We start from the raw sequence: 21,612 nt of genomic DNA on the forward strand, positions 1-21,612 counted from the left end.
GTGTGGACTTCCCACACGAATCCCGGCGGGACATTGTTGGTTCTCTACCGCCGTGGGGTGATGCGGCGGCGTCCGGTCGCGGACTCGGACATCGCGCCGAGGATGAGCGCCGACTGCACGATCAGGGCGTCACGGGCGTGCGTGGCGTCCCAGCCGATGATGTCGGCGACCCGGCGCAGGCGGTAGCGCACGGTGTTCGGGTGTACGAAGAGCTCGCGGGCCGTGGCCTCGAGCGAACGCCCGGTGTCCAGGTAGCACCAGAGCGTCTGCAGGAGCTCGGTGGACTGGTCCTTGAGCGGGACGTAGATGCGCTGCACCAGGGCCGACCGGGCGAGGGGGTCGCCGGCCAGGGCCCGTTCGGGCAGCAGGTCGTCGGCCAGGGCCGGGCGGGGCACGCCACGCCAGGCACGCGCGACGGCGAACCCGGCGAGGGCGGCCTTCGCGCTCGTCGAGGCGTCGACGACCCCGGGGACCTCGTTGCCGAGCACCAGGTGACCCTCGCCGAACAGGGGTTCGAGGGCCTGCGCGATGGTCGTGAAGGAGACGGGCTCCTCGCCCTCGGGGACGTCGTCGCGCGGGGTGGCGCGGCCGATCACCACGACGAGCCGCGATCCCTGGACCCCGACGAGCACGTCGGCGTCCATGTGCCGTGCGGTGCGCCGGACCTGGTCGACCTCGAGCTGCTTCGGTGCGGTGCCGACGAGCACCGCGACCTCGCCGTGGCCGTGCCACCCGAGGGCGGCGATGCGGGAGGGCAGTTCGTCGTCGTACTCGCCGGAGAGGATCGAGTCGACCACGAGCGCTTCGAGCCGGGCATCCCACAGGCCACGGGCCTCGGCCGCGCGGGCGTAGACGTCGGCGGCGGCGAACGCGATGTCGCGGGAGTACTTGAGGATCGCCTCCTGCAGCATCTCGTCGTCGGCGGCGCGTTCCTCGACCACGGTCACCACGACGCGGATGAGCTGCAGGGTCTGCTGCAGGCTCACCGAGCGCAGGAGTTCCCGCGGGGCGGACCCGAAGACGTCGGCCGCGGCGATCCACGGCGTCGACGCGGTGCCCTCGAGCCAGCTGATGAACGAGGTGATGCCGGCCTGGGCGACGAGTCCCACGGCGGAGCGGCGCCCCGGCGGCATCTCGCTGTACCAGGGCAGCGTGTCCTCGAGCCGCTTGATCGTGGCGGTGGAGAGTTCTCCGGACACCTGACGGAGCCAGGAGAGCGCACGCTCGCGCGCGCTCTCCTGGCTCTCGTGGTCCGGGCGGACCGTCGTCACGGGTTGATCAGCTCTCGCCGCCCGCGCTGCCGGTGGTGCCGGCGGTCACGTCGTGCAGGCGGTACTTGTCGATCGCCTGCTGGACGAGCGCGCCGTCGACCTTGCCCTGGCGGGCGAGCTGCTGCAGCGTCCGCACGACGACCGAGGGGCCGTCGATGTGGAAGAAGCGGCGAGCGGCCGGACGGGTGTCCGAGAAGCCGAAGCCGTCGGCGCCGAGCGTGGCGTAGTCGGTCGGCACGAACGGGCGGATCTGCTCCTGCACCAGGTGCATGAAGTCGCTCACGGCGACGACCGGGCCCTCGGTGCCGAGCAGACGCTCGGTGACGAACGGCGTGCGGGCCGGCTCGTTCGGGTTGAGGAACGCCTGCTGCTCGGCGGCCACACCGTCGCGGTACAGCTCACCCCAGCTCGTGACGCTCCAGACGTCGGCCGACACACCCCAGTCCTCGGCGAGGAGCTGCTGCGCCTCGAGGATCCACGGCACGGCGACACCGGACGCGAGCAGTTGGGCCTTCGGGCCGTCGTGCTCGCTCGCCTTGAGCAGGTACATCCCCTTGAGGATGCCCTCGACGTCGACGCCCTCGGGCTCGGCCGGCTGCACCAGCGGCTCGTTGTAGACCGTCAGGTAGTACATGACGTTCGGGTCGGCGTGCTTCGGCGAGCCGTCCTCGTTCGTGCCGTACATGCGGTCGAGGCCGGCCTTGACGATGTGACCGATCTCGTAGCCGTAGGCCGGGTCGTACGAGACGACGGCCGGGTTCGTCGTGGCGAGGAGCGGCGAGTGGCCGTCCGCGTGCTGCAGGCCTTCGCCCGTCAGCGTGGTGCGGCCGGCGGTGGCACCGATCATGAAGCCACGGGTCATCTGGTCGCCGGCGGCCCAGATGGCGTCGCCGGTGCGCTGGAACCCGAACATCGAGTAGAAGACGTAGACCGGGATGAGCGGCTCGCCCTGCGTCGAGTACGAGGTGCCGACCGCGGTGAACGCCGCGAGGGCGCCCGCCTCGTTGATGCCGACGTGGATGATCTGGCCCTGCGGGCTCTCCTTGTAGGCCAACAGGAGCTCGCGGTCGACCGACGTGTAGTGCTGGCCGTTCGGGTTGTAGATCTTCGCCGACGGGAAGTAGGCGTCCATGCCGAAGGTGCGTGCTTCGTCCGGGATGATCGGGACCACGCGGTCGCCGAAGTCGGGCGAGCGCAGCAGGTCCTTCAGCAGGCGCGCGAACGCCATGGTGGTGGCGACCTCCTGCTTGCCGGAGCCCTTCTTGACGACCTGGTACTTCGAGTCGTCCGGCAGCGTGAACTGCGTGTACTTCGTGCGACGTTCCGGCACGTAGCCACCGAGCGCGCGACGACGCTCGTGCATGTACTGGATCGCCTCGTCGTCGTTGCCCGGGTGGTAGTACGGCGGCGTGTAGGGGTTCTCCTCGAGCTGCGCGTCGGAGATCGGGATGCGCATCTCGTCGCGGAACTGCTTGAGGTTGTCGAGCGTGAGCTTCTTCATCTGGTGGGTCGCGTTGCGGCCCTCGAAGCTCGGGCCGAGGCCGTAGCCCTTGACCGTCTTCGCCAGGATGACGGTCGGCTGGCCCTTGTGCTCGGTCGCGGCCTTGAACGCGGCGTAGACCTTGCGGTAGTCGTGGCCACCGCGCTTGAGGTTCCAGATCTGGTCGTCGGTGTAGTCCTTGACGAGCTCGAGCGCCTTCGGGTCGCGCCCGAAGAAGTTCTCGCGGACGTAGGCACCGTTCTCGGCCTTGTACGTCTGGTAGTCGCCGTCCGGCGTCTGGTTCATCAGGTTGAGGAGCGCGCCCTCGGTGTCACGGGCGAGCAGGTCGTCCCACTCGCGGCCCCAGACGACCTTGATGACGTTCCAGCCCGCACCGCGGAAGAACGCCTCGAGCTCCTGGATGATCTTGCCGTTGCCACGGACCGGACCGTCGAGTCGCTGCAGGTTGCAGTTGATGACGAAGTTCAGGTTGTCGAGGCCGTCGTTCGCGGCGACCTGGAGCTGCCCGCGGGACTCGACCTCGTCCATCTCGCCGTCGCCCAGGAACGCCCAGACCTGCTGGTCCATGGCGTCCTTGATGCCGCGGTTCGACAGGTACTTGGCCTGCTGCGCCTGGTAGATCGCGTTGATCGGGCCGATGCCCATCGACACGGTCGGGAACTGCCAGAAGTGCGGCATGAGGCGCGGGTGCGGGTACGACGACAGGCCGCCGCCGGCGTGCGACTTCTCCTGCCGGAACCCGTCGAGCTGGTCCTCGGAGAGGCGCCCTTCCATGTACGCGCGGGCGTACATGCCGGGGAAGGCGTGGCCCTGGAAGAAGACCTGGTCGCCGCCGGAGGGGTGGTCCTGCGCGCGGAAGAAGTGGTTGTAGCCGACCTCGTACATCGCAGCGCTCGACGCGTACGTCGAGATGTGGCCACCGACCCCGATGCCGGGACGCTGCGCGCGGTGCACCGTGATGGCCGCGTTCCAGCGGATCCAGCGGCGGTACCGGCGCTCCAGCTCTTCGTCGCCGGGGAACTCCGGCTCGTTCTCCGGCGCGATGGTGTTCACGTAGTCCGTCGTCGGGACCATCGGCACACCGAGGTGCAGTTCCTTGGACCGCTTGAGCAGGCTCAGCATGATCTCGCGACCGCGCTGGTGTCCGTGGGTCTGGACCAGCCCGTCGAGGGACTCACGCCATTCGGCGGTCTCCTGCGGATCCTGGTCGTTCGCCCCGGCGCTGTACGGGTCCTGGTCGTTCACCGTCACCCTTGACCTCGTTCGTTCTCGTGGTGGTGGACATGGTGGCTCCGGTGGTCGGGTCGCGACCGGCTGGGGCCCCGTCCACTCTAGGCCCCAGGACCGACGCTGATGCTGATGGTGACGTGCAGGTGGACGGGTGCTTGCATTCGCGTGTCGTCGGCGTAGCATGGCCGATCGTGCACACGCGATCTGCGGCGCACGGACCCGACGGGCACACCCCTCGCCCGAGGAAGAAGCACACGTAGCGATGGCACTGGAGATCGGCTCACTCGCGCCGGACTTCGAGCTCCCGAACCAGTTCGGTGAGCACGTCCGACTCAGCGACTTCCGCGGCAACCGCCCGGTCGCACTCGTCTTCTTCCCGCTGGCGTTCTCGTCCGGGTGCACGAACGAGCTCTGCACCCTGCAGGACAACATCACGATGTTCCAGGACCAGCGCATCGAGCTCCTCGGCATCTCGGTCGACTCGAAGGCCACGCTGCGGTCGTTCGCCGAGACGAACGGCTACGACTTCGAGCTGCTCGCCGACTTCTGGCCGCACGGCGCGGTCTCGAAGGAGTACGGCGTGTTCCTCGAGCACAAGGGCTTCGCCACCCGCGCGACCTTCGTCATCGACGTGCAGGGTCGGATCAAGGCCTCGATCATCACCGAGCCCGGCCTGCAGCGCGACGTCGCCGAGTACAAGGCGGCCCTCGACCGGCTCGCCGCCTGCTCGGCACCCGTCCCCGTCGGCTAGCGTTCCGAATCCCTCCTGACGGACGCGTCCGCGTCGACGGTCGGACAGGAGGCCCGGTGCACGCCATCGACACCGACCCACGTGGTCACTGCGTCACCGCTGATGCGTACGCCCCGTACCCGGTGCGCGTCACGCCCGGCACCTGGGGGCTGACCCGCACGGTCGTGGACGCCCCGACCGGCCCCGTCGTGGTGCGCCACCGCGCCGGTCCGGACCGGCTCCTGCTGCTGCACGGCGTCGCCGGCTCCTGGTCGACGTGGACACCCTTGCTGCACGCCGCACAGGGCGTCGGCGACCGCGGGCTGGTGCTCGTCGACCTGCCCGGCTGGGGGTCCTCGCCGGCTCCGGACGGTCCGCTCGGGCTCGACGCCGTCACGGGTGCCGTGTCGGCGGTCCTCGGCGCGCTGGGTCTCGGCGCGGTCGACGTGGTCGGGCACTCCATGGGCGCGTTCGTCGGGTTGCACCTGGCGGTGGTGGCGCCCGAGCGGGTGCGGTCGCTCGCCCTGGTGTCCGGCACCACGGTCGCGACGGCCGGTGCGGCTCGGCACCCGGTGCGGGCGCTCGGCACCCTGCCGGCGTTCACCCTGCTGCGTGCGGGCCTCACGGTGACCGGGCGCGCCGCTCGTCCGCTGCTCCGGGGGATCGCACGGGTCGGTCTGTTGCCGCTCGTCGCGGCGCCGGTGTTCACGCACGTGCGACGCCTGGACCCGAGCGTGCTCGAGGCCTTCGTCGAGGAACTCCGGCCGGAGCAGTTCACCGAGGCGGCACGGTCGGCGGCTGCGTACGACGTCGACCGGTGGCGCGCCGTCACCTGCCCGGTGACGGCGATCGCCGGGCGCGACGACGTGTTCGCCCGCGTCTCGGACCTCGAGGCGCTGCGGGCGCTCGTGCCGCAGGTCCGGACGGTGCTGCTCGACGACTGCGGGCACTTCGCCCACGTCGAGCGTCCGGACGCCGTCGCGCGGGAGCTCGGCCTCCGCTGAGCCGGTCGGGCCGCGTCAGGTGTGGACGGGGAACGTCGCCGCGACGCGGGAGCGCACCTCGGTGACGACGGCCTCGCGCATCGCCGGGGAGAACAGCGCGTGGTCGCCGTCCTCGACGCGGACGACGGACACCGAGCCGCGACGGTCGTCACCGGGCCAGCGCCGGACGGCCTTCTGCCCACCGAGCCGGTCGAACAGGGCTGCGTCCTCGGGAGCGACGATCACGACGACGTCGGTGCCGTGCTCGACGAGCGGGCGGACGTGGCCGACGACCCCGCCCATCCGGTCGCGACGGGCGATCCGGTCGCGGACGGCCTTCGGCACGAACCGGTTGTACCGCTCGCGCACCCACATCCGGGCGGGCGACGGGGCGTCGATCGCCCGGACCCCGTCGGCGTACGAGCCGGGCTCGGCCGGGACGCGACGGTAGTCGTTCGGGCTGATCTCGACGACCAGGCGCGGGGCCTCCTCGACGGCGCGGCCCGCGACCCAGGCGCCGGCGCACATGCCGACGAGCACGAGCCGGTCCGATGGTGTGGCGAGTGCGGTGACGACGGCGGACTGGTCCTCCACCCACTCCTGCGCGAACAGGAAGCTCCGCTCGTCCTCGTGCACGCCGGTGCTCTCGCCGGTGGCGCGGCGGTCGACCCGGACGACCCGGGCGCCGTCGCGGGCGAGGGCGCGAGCGAGTTCGACCTGGTAGTCGGTGGCGCCCACCCGGTGTTCGGCGCCGCCGCTGTGGAGCACGACGACGGGGGCGTCGTGGTGCTGGGCGGACGAGACGGTCTCGATCCCGAACAGCCCGTGATCACCGAGGTGGACGATCCGCTCCGACACGCGGCCGTCGACGTCGAGCACCTCGTCGAGGACGGGCACGCGGACGGGCACCGCCGTCTCGGGTGCCCAGGTGTCGAGCCAGGCGACGACGGTGTCCACGGCGGCTCCGGGGATGCGGGCGTGGATGCTCGTGCCGTCGAGGAGCTCGGCGCTGCCGGTGACCTCGGTCACGTCGACACCGCCGAGGGGCTTCGGCGGCCGGGCACCCGGGCGGACGAGCGCGACGGTGGGCCCGGTGCGCGGGGCGAAGGCGAGGTCCGAGAGTGCGGCGGCCTCGTCCGGCTCGACGTCGAACCCGATGAGGCTCTCGACGCCGTCGACCACGCGGTCGGCACCGATCGTGATGGTCGCGAGGGCGCGCTGCCTGCGGAGCCACCCCTTGCCCGATGCCGGTGCGTCCCAGACGACGAGGCCGTCGGTGTCCGCGGCCGCGTTCGCCGCGACGAGGGCGGCCGAGGCCAGCCCGACGAAGGCGACGTGCTGCACCCCCGTCGTGCGGAGCACGGCGGCGGCGTGGCGTGCGGACCGGACCTGCGCGTCCGGCGTGGTGTCGGGGGCGCCGTCACCACGTCCGGACGGGTCGTAGCGCACCGAGGCGATGCCACGGGCCTCCAGGCGGTCGGCCAGCAGACGGAGCGTGCGGTACGCGATGACGCCCTCCTGCCCGAGCGGCGGGCAGATGACGACGCCGGCGCGCGCGGCGGCGGCGGGGAGCTGGACCGCGGCGCGGATCGCCGGCGATCCGGACCAGCCGTGGAGCGTGGTCACAGGGCGAGGGCCGCGCGGGCGGACGCCGGCCAGGCGTCGAGGTCCGTGCCGTGGGCGGCGAACAGGGCGATGGTGATGCGCTCCAGGCCGAACGCGATGCAGGCGCTGTGCGCGACCTGTCCGTCCTCGGTGCGGAGGCCGAACGAGGTGCCGAAGTGGTCCTCGTGCAGGTTCGCGGAGCTGATCGCGGTGGCGTCGTGGTCGGGACCGTAGACCTTCGTCACGAACTCGAACTTGAGCGCCTGCTCGACCTGGTTGCGGGCGAGCATCTGCCCGACGCGGCCGAAGAAGGGGTCGTTCGCGGGGACGACGTCGATCTCGAGCCCGAACGACTCGAGCAGCGCGCGCATCACCGGGATGCTGCCGTCCCGGTGGGCCGCCGCGGACGCGGGGGTGCCGACGTGCACGAACTCGTGCATGTGGAAGGCCTGCAGGCGCATCGGGTCGAGCGAGGGCTCCCGGCGGAAGGAGTCGCCGAGGACGTCGAAGAACCGACCCTGCCGGGGCACGGTGTCGCCGATCAGGCCGTAGACCGGGTGGCAGACCGCGGGGGTGAGCATGAGGTCGGCCGGCTCGAGGAACCCCTCCCAGCGCTCACCGCGCTCGCGGGCGGCGAGCAGTGCGCGGTGGGTGCGGTCGTCGCCGGTGAACCCGGAGATCGACGCGGCGAGGTCCGGGAACGACGCGATGTAGTCGGTGCGCTCGAACGACGCGAGCGGCTCGACCGGCGGGAAGCGCAGGACCTCGGCGCCGAGGTGCTCCTGGTTGCGGACCGCTGCGGCGTCGACCGCGGCGTACACGCGCTCGAAGACCCCGGTGCGGCCGTAGAGGCCGGGCGTGCCGAGGTCGAGGAGGACGCCGTCGGTGAGCAGGCGGGCGCGGAGGGCGGCGCGGGCGGCGTCGAGCGCGGCGGCGGTGTCCGCGGTGCTGGTGTCGGTGGTGTGCGTGGTGGTGTCCGTGATGGTCACAGGATCACTCCCGTCATGATGGCCAGGTCGGCGTCGTTCTTGAGGAGACGGTCGTTGCTCACCATGACGGCGGCCCCGTGGGCGTCTCGGAGGTGTCGGGCGATGCTCATCGGACCCGAGGCGGCGTAGCCCGCGATCCCGACGATGCGCAGCGCCTTCGTGACGATGTCGGTGACGCGCTCGGACGCACCGATCTTCAGGGCGTTCGCGGCGAGGGCGTACGCGCTCGAGGCCAGCACGTCCGGGTCGTCGGCGGCGGCGTCGAACCGTTCGGCGGCGTGGCGCACCGAGTCGGCCAGGGCCTGCAGGTCGACCAGGAGCTCGGCCAGCCGCAGGGCACCGGGCGGGGTCGTCCCGACGGCGGCGCGGGCCTGCTTGCGGACGGCGCTGCGGGCACGTTCGGCGGACGAGACCGCGATGCCGAGCCAGACCGAGGCCCAGAGCACGTGCGACACCGGCAGCACGGTCTGGGCGGAGATCGTGGCGTAGTCGTCGCGGAACACCCGGTCGGTCGTCGTCTCGGTGTCGAGGATCCACCCGTTGCTGCACGTACCGCGGAGCCCCATGGTGTCCCAGGTGGACGTCTGCGACAGGACCATCGTGTCGGTGCGGCAGATGAGCAGTCGCTGGTCCGACGCCGGGGCGTCCGGGTCGCGTCGGGCGGTGACGAACACCGCGTCGGCCTCGGTGGCGTACGAGATCACCGGCGCGTCCTTGCGCAGGCGGATCCGGCCGTCGTCGGTCGGCTCGATGGAACACGTGGACCGCCGGGCGTCACCGCCGACGCCGCGCTCGGTGGTGGCCGACGCGACGAGCGCACCGCCACGGACGGCCTCGATGGTCTCGAGCACGCCGGCACCGTCGCCGCCGTGCCGCCAGAGCGCCATGACCTGGCCCTGGTGCATCGCGAACACCATGCCGGTCGCGGCACAGGCCCGGCCGAGTTCGGTCGCGATCGCGGAGAGCTCGGCCACGGAGGCACCCTCGCCACCGTGCTCGGTCGGCACCGCTGCCGCGAGCAGGCCGTACTCCCGCATCGCGGCGATGGCCTCGCGCGGGGGTCGGGCGTCGCGGTCGACCTCGTCGGCGAACTGTGCGGCGACCTCGGCCACCGCGCTCGCACGCTCGGCGAAGCGGTCGATGACCGACGGAGCGGGCAGGACCAGGGTCACGACGCGAGCTCCGCGGCCGCGGTGATCGACTCGACGCTCGCGAAGGTGGACCGGTTCAGCACGGAGTCGGGGAACTCGACGTCGAGGTCCGACTCCACCGCGAGCATCACGTTGACGGTGGCGTGCGAGGTCAGGCCGAGGGCGTAGAGGTCGGCGATCGACGCGACGTCCCACGCGTCGACCGTCAGCCGGCCGTGCTCGGCGAGGGCGCGACGGACGGCCCGGTCGGTGGCCGGGTCGGCGATCGTCGCGGTGGTGCTGGAGGGGTTCGGGTCCTGTTCCATGACTGCAACCGTAAAGAGGAACGGCCCTCGGGAAACCGCCGTGCCGGTGCGGGAAACCGCACCCCTGTCCGGAGCGCCGGGTCAGCGCTCCGAGAGGGCCACCGCCGTCGCCACCGCGAGCCCCCGTTCGTGTGCCAACGAGACCGCGATCGGGCCGCACCCGATCGACTCCGCCAGCGCCGCGGCCGCCCCGGACAGCTCGACCGTGGGGGCCCCGCCGGCGTCGAGCACGACGGCGACGTCACGCAGCGGGATCGCCTGGTCCGGGGCCGGCCGGAGCAGCTTCACGACGGCCTCCTTGCCCGCGAACCGGGCAGCGAGGCGCTCCGGGTCGTCGCCGGTGTCGGTGCGTTCCCGCAGGGTGAACACCCGGTCCAGGTACCGCTCGCCGTGCGCCGTCACGGCGTCGACGACGTCCTCGACCGAGGCGAGGTCGGTGCCGGTGCGGATGGTCATCACGAGGAGCAGGCTACGCACGAGTTCTCCACAGCGCATTCCCCGAGGGGCATGGGGCGCCGAGGGGGTTCGTATGATCGTCGCCAGGGACCACCGAGGGGGAACGATGGCATCACCGTGGACGGGCATCATCGAGGACGCGCGGCACTACCCGTCGCCGCACAACTCGCAACCGATCGTCGTGCGCGTCGAGGACGACCGCACCGCGACCGTGTTCTACGACCTGCGACGGGGGTTGCCGGCGGAGTCGTTCGGCATCCCGTTCGGGCACGTCTGCGCCGGGGTGTTCCTGGCCGGGCTCGACGTGGTGGCACGGGCGCACGGGTTCACCGTGCAGGAACGGCTCGACCACGCCGAGATGGACTTCGGTCGGCTCGACGCCGGTGCGGACGACCACCTGCACCGGCTGGGCACGGTGACGTTGCGTCCGCACGTGGTCACCACGGACGACCGGGAGGCCCTGGCCGGCTTCCTCGCACGGCGCACCTCACGCAGGCCCTACGACGCAACGCTCGTCGACGCCACCGCGATCGAGGCCGCCTCCGCCATCGCATCGGCGGCCGGACAACGCTTCCGCACCACCGACGACCGGACCACCGTCGACGAGATCGTGCGCGTCAACCAGGAGACCCTGTTCGACGACCTGCAGCACGACGCCGTGCACGACGAGATCCTGCACTGGCTGCGGTTCTCGAAGCGACAGGCAGCGGCCACCGGCGACGGGCTGTCCGCCGAGACGATGCTCATGCCCGGCCCGGTGCTCCGGTTCGCCATGGAGCACCGCGGACTCTGGCAGGCCCCGGGCATCGGCGGGGTCTTCCGCAGGGTGTACCTGTCCACCATGCGGGGCGTCCGACAGCTCGCCTGGCTCGAGGGACCGTTCAGCACCCCGGCCGAGTACGTCGAGGCCGGACGGGTCTTCATGCGCATCTGGCTCGAGTTCTCCGCACGCGGCATCGCCATGCACCCCTTCGGCACCGTGATCACCAACCCGCGGTCACACGCCGCGTTCGTCGAACGCGCGGGCGTCGACGAGTCCGACGGGCGGATGGCCTGGATGCTGTTCCGCTTCGGACACAGCGACCCACCACCCCTGGCACACCGCCGACCCGCAGCAGCGATGACCGTCGGGGGGACCCGGTGAAGCGCGCAGCGGTGTTCTCGGTGGTGTGGGTGGTCGAGACCTTCGTCGCACTGTTCATGCCCCGCGTCGGCACCCACAAGCTCCTGCTCACGCCGGGCATCGAGCCACTCCGCTGGACCCTCGGACGCTGGCGCGCCTGGCGGACCGCGGAACGGGCTGCGAAGCGGGTCCCCGCGTACCGGGCGTTCCTGGCGGAGTCCGGACGGGCCTCCAGGCTCGACACCCGTGGCGGCATCGCCGCGGCGATCTCGGGACTGCCCGAGATGGACAAGGACTCCTACGTCAAGCGCTGGAGCATCCCCGAGCGCTGCATCGACGGACGCCTGCCCCGACGCGGCGTCGTCGTCGACGAGTCCAGCGGATCGAGCGGCACTCCGACCAGCTGGGTGCGCGGCCCCGACGAACGCCAGGCCACCCGACAGCTGCTGCAGCTCGGGTTCTCCCGCACCGCCAAGGACCTGTCGAAGCAGCCGTTCGTGCTCAACGCCTTCCTCGCTCGGGGCCTGGGCCACCGGGATGAACGTGACCGCCTCGCTCACCGAGTCCTCCATGATCAAGTCGATCGGCCCGGACCGCGACAAGATCGTGCAGACGATGCGCGAGTTCGGCACCGACTTCACCTACATCATCTGCAGCTACCCACCGTTCCTGAAGGCCCTGTTCGAGGACGACCGGCTCGAATGGAGCCAGTACACGATCGTCGCCGCGTTCGGGGGCGAGGGCATCAGCGAGAACATGCGTGCCCACATCGAGCAGTACGCGCAGGCCGTGCTCGGCTCCTACGGGGCGAGCGACCTCGAGATCAACCTCGGCATCGAGACACCGTTCAGCGTGCAGCTGCGCCGAGCGATCGCCGCCTCACCGGAACTCTCCGCCGCCCTGACCAAGCAGGGCGAGTACGGGGTACTGCCGATGGTGTTCCAGTTCAACCCGTTCGGCTACCTGATCGAGACGAACGACCTCGGCGAACTCGTCGTCACCATCGCCCGCTCCGAGAACATCAGCCCACGCATCCGCTACAACATCCACGACCGCGGACACGTCGTGCGGATGAAGGAGCTGCGGTCCGTGCTGCGGGCGACCGGACACGCGGCGCTCGCCGCCGAGGCCGAGCTCGACCTGCCGCTGCTGTTCCACTACGGCCGGTCCGACCTGTCCGTCGACTACAACGGGGCCGTCGTCGCACCCGACGTGGTGCGGGACGTCGTGTACGGCGACCCGGAACTGCTCGAGGCCGTCGAGAACCACCGGCTGATCAGCTACGAGGACGACCGCGGTGACCGGCAGCTGCACATCGCGTTCCAGCTCGCCTCGGGTGCTGGCGGGTTCGACGCGGATGCCGCCCGGGGTGACGTGATCGCCGAGCTGCGCCGGCTGAACAAGGACTTCTCGAACGCGATCCGCACGGCGCCGCCCGGCACGCTGCCGACGGTGGCGTTCTACCCGTACCGGACGGGGCCGTTCCGCGAGGACGGCAAGAAGCTCAAGAACGAGTACGTGTGGCAGCTGCCGGCCGGGTCGGTCGCGCAGTGGGACCTCGACCTGTCGTGGGTCGCGGCGAAGGAGGCCTGAGCCGAGCCGGTTCCGGCGCTAGTCGTACTGCGGCGGCCAGTCGAAGGGCGCCGGCAGGTGCGGGACCTCGCCGACGGTCGTGACGACGAGGACGACCTGGCGCAGGTCCGTGAGCTCGATCGAGCGCGGGTTGCCGATCCTCCGGTGCCCGTCGACCCACACGGTCAGTTCGCCGCGCAGGCCACCGACGTGCTCCGGACCGAGCGAGACGCCCCACTCGTCGAAGAACTGCCCGAGCGTGAACGTCTGCTCCGTCGGGGACTCGACGTGCACGATGCCCGAGGTGTCGTGCGTGTGGATCTCGGCGGCGAACTTCCGGCTGTCCGAGTGCCCGACGTTCGCCGGGACGGTAACCGGTTCGTCGCCGTCCAGGATCGTCAGGTGCGTGTGCACGTGCTCGGCCAGCCGTTCGCCCCAGACGTTCCGGAGTCCGGCGGACTCGGCGCGGGCCGACAGGTCGGTCGGCCGTGGCCAGGGCGGAGCGTCGCGGGCGGTGGCCGGTCCGGATGCGGCGCACCCGGACAGCAGCAGGAGTGCGGCCACCGCGACCGCGACGCTCCGGCGTCTCACCAGCGGTCGTGGACGCTCGCGCGGAACCACGTGTCGTACAGGTCGTGCACGGTGGCGTCGAGCCCCTCGATCGGCGGCAGGTCGCCGGCGGCGGCGTTCGAGCGCGCCTGCTCCGCATTGCGTGCGCCGGGGATCGCCGCGGTGACGCCGTCCTGCGCGATGATCCACGCCAGCGCAGCCTGCGGGACCGAGACGGCGTCCGGCAGGGACGCCGCGAAGGTCTGCGCGGCGCGCACGCCGTCGTCGTAGTCGACGCCGCTGAAGGTCTCGCCCTGGTCGAAGGCCTCGCCGTGGCGGTTGTAGTTGCGGTGGTCGCCCTCGGCGAACGACGTGTCGGTCGTGTACTTGCCCGAGAGCAGCCCCGAGGCCAACGGGACGCGCGCCAGGATGCCGACCCCTGCCTCCAGGGCGGCCGGCAGCACGCGGTCGAGCGGCTTGAGGCGGAACGCGTTGAGGATGATCTGGACGCTCGCGACGCCGGGCCGGGCGATCGCGGTGAGCGCCTGGTCGGCGGTCTCGACGCTGACACCGTAGGCGGCGACCGAGCCGTCGGCGACGAGCGCGTCGAGGGCGTCGTAGACGGCGTCGTCCTCGTAGACCGGGGTCGGCGGGCAGTGCAGCTGCACGAGGTCGAGGGTGTCCTGCCCGAGGTTCTTCCGCGAGCGGTCCACCCACTCGCGGAAGTTCGCGGCGACGTAGTTCTCCGGGACCTGGTCGGCACGACGGCCCATCTTCGTGGTGATCGTCAGCGGCACGTCGGGGTTCGCGGCACGCCACGCGCCGATGAGCTGCTCGCTCCGGCCGTCGCCGTAGACGTCGGCGGTGTCGAACAGGGTGACGCCCGACTCGACGGAGGCGTCCATGACGGCGTTCGCGTCGGCTTCGGAGACGGGACCCCAGTCACCGCCGAACTGCCAGGTGCCGAGACCGATGGGGGAGACGGAGCGGCCGGTGCGGCCGAGGGTGCGACTCTGCATGGGTCCGAGCGTAGTCAGACGTGCGCTGGCGGGGTTCAGCCGAGCGGGGTGCAGGCGAGCGGGGTTCAGCCGATCGTCGAGACGCCGCGGCGCAGGAGCGCTCGCGCTGCCCGGGCGCGGGGGATGACCCAGACGGCTGCCCACAGGGCCATCGCGCTCCACAGCAGGATGAGCATCGTCGTGATGAGCGTGCCGTGCTGGTCGCGCATCGACCACGTCATCGCGATCCACAGGACGCCGAGGACGACCTTGCCCCAGCCGGCGCCCTCGCGGTCGGCCTGGGCCTGGACGAGCGGGATCCACTGGTCCGCCGGCACACCGTCGGGCACCTGGCCGTCGGCGATCCACTCGCGCACGACGATCGACCGTTCGTAGCCGCCCTCGGCGCGCCAGGCGCGGCGCTGCAGGACGACGGCGATCGCCGCACCCGCCACCGCGGTCGGGATGCCGACCGAGACCAGGACGGCGGTGGTCGCTTCGGTCCACGATGACAGGACCAGCATGACCAAGACGACGGCGAAGGCCGCGCCCGTCACACCCGCACCGAGCAGGCGGAGCCGCCCGGCTTCGTCGAGGACACCGACTCCGACACCGTTCACGGGGGAGAGCGTACCTGCGGTGATCGGGGGCGGGGTGCGTTCGTCAGCCCAGTGCCAGCAACCAGCACATGCCGGCGGCGGCGAACGCCATCGCCCAGCTCACCAGGCTGCCGATCAGGAAGTACTCGGCCTGGTACCCGGTCGTCTCGCGGCGGATCTCGGGGAAGCGGACGATCCCCTTCGCGGCGATCAGCGCCGCCACGACGGGGAAGGCGCCGGCCAACGAGAACCCGGCCAAGAGCAGGCGCTCGATCGGGCCGATCATGCGTCCACCCTTGAGGGTGACCGTGCGGTCTCCGGGTTGGTCGTCGTCTTCTTCCGACGCCCTGCCGGTGCGTCGTCGGCCGAAGCGTTTCGGTCGGCCGGCTGCTGCCGCCGCCGCCGCCGCTGTGCGCTGGGCGTCCGGGGAGAGTTCTGCTGGCAGCGCCTGGGCGACGACCACGTTGGCCGAGTCGACCAGGAACAGTGCGGATCCGATACCGGCGACGAGCGCGGCGAGCGGTACCGCTCCGACGAACGCCGGGCCGGCATCACGGTGCCAGTCCACCATGAAGCCGGACGCGTCGGCAGCCGGTGCCCAGAGCAGCAGCACGGCGACGGCGACCGCGAGCAGGACGGCCGGCCAGGACCCGGAGCGTCGGAGCCAGGGGAGTGCCCGATCGCGACCGCCGGGTGCGCCACCGGACCGCACCGGGATCGTGGTCGCGACCCACAGGGCTGCGAGGACGACCGCGACCAGCACCGACCAGACGGCGAGGCCGAGGCCGAGCACCGCCGCGGCCGTCACGGCGGCCCAGAGCAGGACGATCACGGTGGTGGTCAGCACGCGCCGCGGTGCCGCGTCGGTCCCGGTCCGTGCGCGGACGACGTCGGCGAGCCCGACGAGGGTCAGGAGGACTCCGGCGAGCATCAGCGGCCCCCGTCCCCGAGGACACGCAGGCCCTCGACCAGGGCGGCGACGCCCGACTTCTGCACGGACTGGGACACCGCCGACGGGGTGATCCCCTCGTCCGCGGCGATCTGTGCCTGCGTCCGGCCCTGCACCAGACCGAGTGCGATCCGGCGGGCGCGGGGTGCGAGTCGCGAGACGACGTGGTCGCGGCTGAGGAAGTAGGCGTTCACGAGTCGCTCCGTCGTTCCGTGGCGGTCGTCGGCGTCGTGGTACCAGGACCGCAGGAACGCGGTCCGGCCGTCCTCGCGCCGGTGGGTCTCGTTGATGGCGTCCCGTGCCGACCACCAGCCCGGGCCGTCCTGCAGCGGGCCGGTGCCGCCGGTGCCGATCGTCCGGACCTGCCCTCGGCCGATGCCGAGGCGGATCTGCACGGTCTGGGGGAGTGCGAGGGTCGCGGCCGTCGTCGCCACGAGGGCGTCGGTGAGCGTGCCGTAGATGACCTGGAACTCGTCGCCGACCGTGGCGCGGAGGGGGTCGAGCGCGGTGACGTCCGCGGTACTGTCGAAGGCGTGCTCGACGTCCTGCTGGGCTGCGGAGCGGTCCTCGAGCGTGCGGGAGTCGACCAGGTCGACGATCACGGCGATCACGGGCTCGGACTGCATGGGTTAAGCGTAGAGCTTCATATCGTCGAAAGTAAGCCTCGGGCTAAACCAATCACGTCGGCCACTCCAGCCAGTACGCGGGCACCCGGTTGAAATGTCACCTTCTGGACGTCCGGCGTCGAACCTGACAGCATGGGCGGACGCTGTCGGAGGGGGACGAGCAGATGGATGGTGCACGACCGGGGACGGGCGTCGCCGGCGCGGGACCGACCGAGACCGCGGTGCGGCGGCAGTACGGTCCGCCACCCGTGCCGTCGATCGCGTGGAGCGGGGGCCGCGCGGTGCTCGCCTTCGTCGTGCCGTTCGCTGCCGGGCTGGTGCTGGCCGGGGTGGTGCTGCTGCTCGGCATCCGGGGTGGTCGAGTCGCCCTGATGAACGGTGCGTTCGTGGCGCTCGACGGGGCCGGGGTACCCGTGGCCCTGCTCGCCGTGGGCACGGTCATCGCGGCGCTCGGGCTTGGTTTCGGGGTGACCGCAACCACCGTGGTCATGCTCGCGGTCGCGGATGATGCGACCGCCCGGCCGCGTGACGCGTGGCGGTGGTCGATGCGCCACCGGTGGCTCGTCGCCGAGGCCGCTCTGGTCGCGTTGGTGGTGGTCGCGGGGACAGCCACCGCCGTGTCGTGGCGGCCAGGTGGATGGGGCACCCTCGTGATCGTCGTGCTGCTCCTGGTCGGTGCCGTCATCGCGGCACCCCTGCTGCTCGGCTGGGCGTTGCTCGTGGCCGGTGTGCCCCGTCGTCCCGCATTCCGTCGTGCCTGGGAATCTGGTCGGGTCATCGTCCGCGGTGGACACGAGGCGACGGCGACGCCGCGTCGTGCGCTCGTCGGGGGAGCGACACTGACGACGGTGCTGGGGGTCGGCGTCCTGCTGCTGCTGCGCCTGTTGCCGCCTTCCGTGCTCCGGAGCAGCGTCATCGTCGCCTGGTGCTGCATGGCCGCGACCGGACTGGTGCTGCTCGTCGTCGCGATCGCGGTGCGCGGCGCCGCAACGCGGAACGAAGGCGGTCGGCTTCGGTCACGGTTGGCGGCGGATTCGGTGGCCGGGGGACGACGGGCGAGGCCCGGCCTCGTCGGAGCGGCGGCGGTGCTCGTGCCGGCGGTGGTGTTCGCGGTGGTCGTCTCGAGCAACCCGCTCGACGCCGTGCAGTACGACGCTGCCCCTGCCGACGCGCGCGGCCTGCTCGGCGGCGACCTCGCGGACGTCGGAGGCCGGACGGCGGTTGTGAGCACGCCGTCGACACCGCCCAGCCGTCTGCGGATGTGTGGGGATGCGTCGTGCGACACCTCCGTGGAGATGCCTGGCCTGACCGGCGGCTCCGCGATCGGAAGCGCCGGCGACGGCGGGCTGCTCACTGCCCATTGGAAGGTGCGGTTCGAGGACGAAGTCGCTCAGCAGTACGAGCTCGAAGTCGTGCACTCACGCGCGGACCAACTCGATGTGGCACCGAAGTCGGACGATGCCGCCTGGCCCGCGGGGAGACGGGCGGAGCAGCGTGACTCCGCCGACGAGGCACCGGCCGTCGATCGCCCGGAGGGGCGCCGCACCACGGTCGCCGCCGTCGACATCGTTGAGACCGACCGGGACCGCGTCAGCTACTGGATGACGGACGTCGCCATCGCGGGTTCCGGCGACCGGCCGGTCGTGGTCGGGATCGCCCGCGGCGGTGAACCGGAAGGACGCTCGCACCTGGTCGCCGTGTTCTGCGAGGACGTGTCCTGCGTTGAACACACGGTTCGGCAGGTGGCGCTGCCGTGGATCCCGCCGCTGGACCACCAGGGCGTGGACGTCGCCGTCGCGCCGGACGGCACCGCGGTGGTCTCGCTGGTGTCGGAGACCGACGCTCGTTCGCCGACCTTCACCGCCCTTCGGCTGGTGTCGTTCAGCCCGGACGGTGGTCAGCCCGTCGTCCGCGACCTGTCGCACGCGATCCCGCCGGGGGAGCCGGTCCGGGAGTGGGACGAGGCGTACGACGCGCGGGTGGCGATCGGCGGCGACGGGAACCCGGTCGTGCTCGCGCGGTCGAACGGTGTCTCGACCCAACGGCTGACGTTCTGCGCGGATGCGTCGTGCTCGTCTTCGTCGCACACGGACATCACGCCGAAGGGGCCGACGAGCCTCCTTCCGGCGTTCGTCATCGACCGATCGGGGCGGCCACTCGTCGCGGTCCGTGACGAGGAACGCGGCACTCTGGGACTGCTCTCGTGCCGTGACGCACGGTGCACCAGTTCCGAGCAGACGACGATCGCCCGGTTCCCGCCGGTGCAGGACGAACGGTCGGGCACCAGCACGCTGGCGATCGGCCTCAGCGCCGACGACACCCCCATCGTGCTGTCGGGCGGCGTGTCGGAGGACCGGGACGAGGACGTGCAAGGACTCGTGATCCGCTGCGACCGACCCCGGTGCGGGGTGTCGTGACTTGCCCACTTGGTTCGACGACGATGGAGCGCCGACGCCCTAGGATCGTCGTGAGGGCCTTTAGCTCAGCTGGTAGAGCGCCACGTTTACACCGTGGATGTCGTCGGTTCGATCCCGGCAGGGCCCACCGAGCCACCGCTGGCCGGTCTCCCACCAGGACCGGCCAGCGATCAGTCAGTCGCTGAGGGGCGACAGCCATTCGGCTTCGAGGTCGCCTTCGACGAGGTCCGCGAGCTTGCCGAAGTAGTCCTGCATGTGCGGCTGCTGCACGTGGCGCGCGATGTCCGCCCCGGAGGACCACCGCTCGTAGAACGCGAACGCCCCGGGCTGCTCCTTCGTGGTGTGCACCGAGTACTGCTCGTAGCCGTGCTCGGATCGCACCGCGGGGATGATCGCGCGGATCGCGTCTTCGAGTTCCTGCTCCTTGCCGGCCCGGGCGCGGGCGAACCCGTAGACGGCCACCGGGGTCGTCGAGGCCAGGACGTCAGCGGGCATCAGGCCATCGGGGACGGTGTCTTCGGTCGTGCTCATGGTGACTGCTTCCTTCGTGTCGTTGCCGTCCCGAACGAGTGCTCCGGACGTCGCCAACGCTAGGAGCGGCCGGTGGGACGTTCAATGACCCTGAGGACCAGATTCATGTCCGCGAGGACCATCCGGAATCGTTCTCTGGTCCATCCGGGAAGTCCGGCGTACATTCGTCGACGTGGACGTCCTCTCCGAAGTGCTCGACGTCTCCGGAGTCCGAGGGAGTGCCGGCGCCCGGATCGCGGCCGCCGGAGACTGGGGCGTGGAGTGGGTCCGGGATCGCGACGCCGTCGTCTACGCGGTCACTGCCGGTGTCGCCTACCTGACGGTCGAGGGCGGGGCTCCGAGGCTCATGACGACGGGCGACGTCGTCGTCCTCACCACCGGCGCCGCCCATGCGCTCTCCAGTGCGCCCGGCGTCGGCATCCACTCCTGCGACGTCGCGGCCGCCGACGAGGCACGCCGGGGTGGTGGCCTCCTGCGCCTGGGTGACGGGGACGAGCAGACGCAGATCCTGGGCGCTTCGTACTCGCACGACCCCGCTGGATCCACACCGGTCTTCGCCCTGCTTCCTCCGGTGATCCACCTCCGAGCGCAGCAGCTCGACGCGAGCCTCGCGGACATCGTCCGACTCATCGGGCACGAACTCGCTCGTCCCGGCCTCGCGACCCACCTCGTCCTCGATCGTCTCGTCGACGTCCTCCTCGTCGCGATCCTGCGGACCTGGCTCGCCTCCTCGCCAGAACCCGGCGCCTCGTGGTGGGGAGTCCTCCGCGACCCGCTCCTGATGCGGGCTGTCACGAGGATCCACGAGGCTCCCGGTCACCCCTGGACGACCGAGGCGCTCGCACGTGACATCGCGACGTCGAAGCAGACGCTGGTGCGCCGCTTCCGGACGTTCGCAGGCACCACGCCGGGGGAGTACCTCACCCGCTGGAGGATGGACCTCGCAGCGCGTCGACTCCGTGACACCGACGACGGCCTCCAGAAGATCGCCGCCGACGTCGGGTACACCTCCGTCTACGCGTTCAGCCGCGCGTTCAGTCGTGAACGGTCGCTCCCGCCCGGGCGGTACCGAACGGTCGCCCGCGCACGTGAGCGCCCTGATTGACGGGAGCACTACTCGCTGATCGTCGATTCGCTCGCCGCGCCCATGGAGAGCAGGATCAGCGCGCGCGCCGTTGCAGAGCCGGCCTCGCAGCCGTAGACGACGAGCTGCAGGCCGGGTGACCCTTCGACGGCGAAGGTGTGGGCGTCGAACTCCAGCCGCCCGACCTCCCCGTGCTCGAACTGCTTCGCGGTGGTCGTCTTGCGCCGTACCCGTTGCGTGCTCCACCGTTCGGCGAACTCCGGGCTGGCGTCGTTCACTTCCTCGATGAGACGGAGGAGGCGCGGGTCGCTCCCGAACTCCGCGGTCGCCGCCCGCAGGCTCGCGACGGTTGCGTCGGCGGCGCGGGCCCAGTCGGCGTGGAAGTGCCGCGCCGTCGGGTCGAGGAAGGTCATCCGCACGAGGTTGTCGAACCGTCCGAAGGGTGCGTACACCGCACGGGCCAGGGCGTTCGCGGCGAGGACCTCGTGCGCGGGGTCGATCACGAAGGCGGGGTGTGTCGACCACGAGTCCAGCAGCTGCCCGAGAGCCGGCGTCACCGACGTCGCCACGCGGGGGACTCGCGGGGAAGCAACCAGTCCTGCCAACGCGAACAGGTGGGCGCGCTCGTCGCCCTCGAGCTCGAGCCCGTCGGCGATGCCCTCGAGGACGGCGGCGCCGGGACTCACCTCCCGCCCTTGCTCGAGGCGTGTGTAGTAGTCGACGCTGAGGCCGCCGAGCACCGCGAGTTCCTCGCGGCGGAGCCCGGGCACGCGTCGGACACCGCCGCCTGGCAGCCCGAGCGACTCCGGGGTGAGGCGGCGGCGGACGGCGCGCAGGTACGCGGCGAGGGTGAGGTCGTCGGCGGGCACGGGACCAGGGTAGGTGGCAGGAACTGCGCCTCCCTGGTCCTGCCGCACCCCGGCAGGACAGGGCGATGGTCGGG

General features: G+C 71.6%; 20 protein-coding genes and 1 tRNA gene. 7 read left to right on the top strand and 14 right to left on the bottom strand.

Annotated elements, in window-relative coordinates; translation table 11 throughout:
- Positions 1-44: 44 nt before the first annotated feature.
- Positions 45-1,271, bottom strand: a complete 1,227-nt coding sequence (locus ACZZ9K_RS00835; protein ID WP_027465341.1) for a PucR family transcriptional regulator — start codon at positions 1,269-1,271, stop codon at positions 45-47.
- A gap of 7 nt (positions 1,272-1,278) precedes the next feature.
- Positions 1,279-4,023: a pyruvate dehydrogenase (acetyl-transferring), homodimeric type gene (gene aceE / locus ACZZ9K_RS00840; RefSeq protein WP_463443085.1), complete on the bottom strand. Its 2,745-nt coding sequence runs from the start codon at positions 4,021-4,023 to the stop codon at positions 1,279-1,281.
- A gap of 241 nt (positions 4,024-4,264) precedes the next feature.
- Between aceE and ACZZ9K_RS00845 the strand changes: the two genes are divergently transcribed.
- A complete protein-coding gene (locus ACZZ9K_RS00845) occupies positions 4,265-4,753 on the top strand; it encodes a peroxiredoxin (RefSeq protein WP_017886715.1) in 489 nt (162 codons plus the stop codon).
- A 56-nt stretch (positions 4,754-4,809) separates the two neighbouring features.
- The gene (locus ACZZ9K_RS00850; protein ID WP_463443086.1) at positions 4,810-5,736 is read left to right on the top strand and encodes an alpha/beta fold hydrolase; all 927 of its coding nucleotides are present in this window, start codon (positions 4,810-4,812) and stop codon (positions 5,734-5,736) included.
- A gap of 15 nt (positions 5,737-5,751) precedes the next feature.
- Here the strand turns inward: ACZZ9K_RS00850 and ACZZ9K_RS00855 are convergent, their stop codons facing one another.
- The 5 genes from ACZZ9K_RS00855 to ACZZ9K_RS00875 all read right to left on the bottom strand — a co-directional run bounded on the left by ACZZ9K_RS00855 (position 5,752) and on the right by ACZZ9K_RS00875 (position 10,221).
- Positions 5,752-7,341, bottom strand: a complete 1,590-nt coding sequence (locus ACZZ9K_RS00855; protein ID WP_463443087.1) for an alpha/beta fold hydrolase — start codon at positions 7,339-7,341, stop codon at positions 5,752-5,754.
- Positions 7,338-8,309 (bottom strand): amino acid--[acyl-carrier-protein] ligase, encoded by a 972-nt coding sequence (locus ACZZ9K_RS00860; RefSeq protein WP_463443088.1) that lies wholly within the window; start codon positions 8,307-8,309, stop codon positions 7,338-7,340. The genes ACZZ9K_RS00855 and ACZZ9K_RS00860 overlap by 4 nt, the downstream gene beginning before the upstream one ends.
- Complete coding sequence (locus ACZZ9K_RS00865) at positions 8,306-9,481, bottom strand: acyl-CoA dehydrogenase family protein (RefSeq protein WP_111057655.1); 1,176 nt, start codon at positions 9,479-9,481, stop codon at positions 8,306-8,308. Before ACZZ9K_RS00865 ends, ACZZ9K_RS00860 begins: the two co-directional genes overlap by 4 nt.
- Positions 9,478-9,765 (bottom strand): acyl carrier protein, encoded by a 288-nt coding sequence (locus ACZZ9K_RS00870; protein WP_051596691.1) that lies wholly within the window; start codon positions 9,763-9,765, stop codon positions 9,478-9,480. Before ACZZ9K_RS00870 ends, ACZZ9K_RS00865 begins: the two co-directional genes overlap by 4 nt.
- 81 nt (positions 9,766-9,846) lie before the next feature.
- Entirely contained in the window at positions 9,847-10,221 is a 375-nt protein-coding gene (locus tag ACZZ9K_RS00875) for a holo-ACP synthase (RefSeq protein WP_185974158.1), read from the bottom strand.
- Between the two features lie 106 nt (positions 10,222-10,327).
- Here ACZZ9K_RS00875 and ACZZ9K_RS00880 point away from each other — a divergent pair, with 106 nt between their 5' ends.
- Positions 10,328-11,365 (top strand): nitroreductase family protein, encoded by a 1,038-nt coding sequence (locus tag ACZZ9K_RS00880; RefSeq protein ID WP_301599050.1) that lies wholly within the window; start codon positions 10,328-10,330, stop codon positions 11,363-11,365.
- Positions 11,366-11,881: 516 nt separating this feature from the next.
- Complete coding sequence (locus ACZZ9K_RS00885; RefSeq protein WP_463443089.1) at positions 11,882-12,937, top strand: phenylacetate--CoA ligase family protein; 1,056 nt, start codon at positions 11,882-11,884, stop codon at positions 12,935-12,937.
- 18 nt (positions 12,938-12,955) lie between these two features.
- On the opposite strand, the gene ACZZ9K_RS00890 is transcribed toward ACZZ9K_RS00885, so the two are convergent.
- The 5 genes from ACZZ9K_RS00890 to ACZZ9K_RS00910 form a co-directional block, all read right to left on the bottom strand.
- On the bottom strand, positions 12,956-13,507 hold the full coding sequence (locus tag ACZZ9K_RS00890) for a hypothetical protein (RefSeq protein WP_463443090.1): 552 nt from the start codon (positions 13,505-13,507) through the stop codon (positions 12,956-12,958).
- Complete coding sequence (locus ACZZ9K_RS00895; protein WP_463443091.1) at positions 13,504-14,484, bottom strand: aldo/keto reductase; 981 nt, start codon at positions 14,482-14,484, stop codon at positions 13,504-13,506. Before ACZZ9K_RS00895 ends, ACZZ9K_RS00890 begins: the two co-directional genes overlap by 4 nt.
- Before the next feature lie 65 nt (positions 14,485-14,549).
- Positions 14,550-15,083, bottom strand: coding sequence for a hypothetical protein (locus tag ACZZ9K_RS00900; RefSeq protein WP_163343734.1), 534 nt, complete (start codon positions 15,081-15,083; stop codon positions 14,550-14,552).
- Positions 15,084-15,126: 43 nt separating this feature from the next.
- Positions 15,127-15,993, bottom strand: a complete 867-nt coding sequence (locus ACZZ9K_RS00905; protein ID WP_463443092.1) for a hypothetical protein — start codon at positions 15,991-15,993, stop codon at positions 15,127-15,129.
- Positions 15,993-16,637, bottom strand: coding sequence for a SatD family protein (locus ACZZ9K_RS00910; protein ID WP_463443093.1), 645 nt, complete (start codon positions 16,635-16,637; stop codon positions 15,993-15,995). Before ACZZ9K_RS00910 ends, ACZZ9K_RS00905 begins: the two co-directional genes overlap by 1 nt.
- A gap of 248 nt (positions 16,638-16,885) precedes the next feature.
- Here ACZZ9K_RS00910 and ACZZ9K_RS00915 point away from each other — a divergent pair, with 248 nt between their 5' ends.
- Positions 16,886-19,054, top strand: coding sequence for a hypothetical protein (locus tag ACZZ9K_RS00915; RefSeq protein WP_463443094.1), 2,169 nt, complete (start codon positions 16,886-16,888; stop codon positions 19,052-19,054).
- Between the two features lie 54 nt (positions 19,055-19,108).
- Positions 19,109-19,181: transfer RNA gene (locus ACZZ9K_RS00920), tRNA-Val, on the top strand.
- A 47-nt stretch (positions 19,182-19,228) separates the two neighbouring features.
- On the opposite strand, the gene ACZZ9K_RS00925 is transcribed toward ACZZ9K_RS00920, so the two are convergent.
- On the bottom strand, positions 19,229-19,585 hold the full coding sequence (locus ACZZ9K_RS00925; RefSeq protein ID WP_110864707.1) for a putative quinol monooxygenase: 357 nt from the start codon (positions 19,583-19,585) through the stop codon (positions 19,229-19,231).
- A gap of 172 nt (positions 19,586-19,757) precedes the next feature.
- Here ACZZ9K_RS00925 and ACZZ9K_RS00930 point away from each other — a divergent pair, with 172 nt between their 5' ends.
- Positions 19,758-20,690, top strand: a complete 933-nt coding sequence (locus ACZZ9K_RS00930) for an AraC family transcriptional regulator (RefSeq protein ID WP_463443095.1) — start codon at positions 19,758-19,760, stop codon at positions 20,688-20,690.
- An 8-nt stretch (positions 20,691-20,698) separates the two neighbouring features.
- On the opposite strand, the gene ACZZ9K_RS00935 is transcribed toward ACZZ9K_RS00930, so the two are convergent.
- Positions 20,699-21,538: a helix-turn-helix transcriptional regulator gene (locus tag ACZZ9K_RS00935; protein ID WP_463443096.1), complete on the bottom strand. Its 840-nt coding sequence runs from the start codon at positions 21,536-21,538 to the stop codon at positions 20,699-20,701.
- Positions 21,539-21,612 lie beyond the last annotated feature (74 nt).

The sequence above is a fragment of the Curtobacterium sp. AC268 genome (assembly GCF_979258745.1).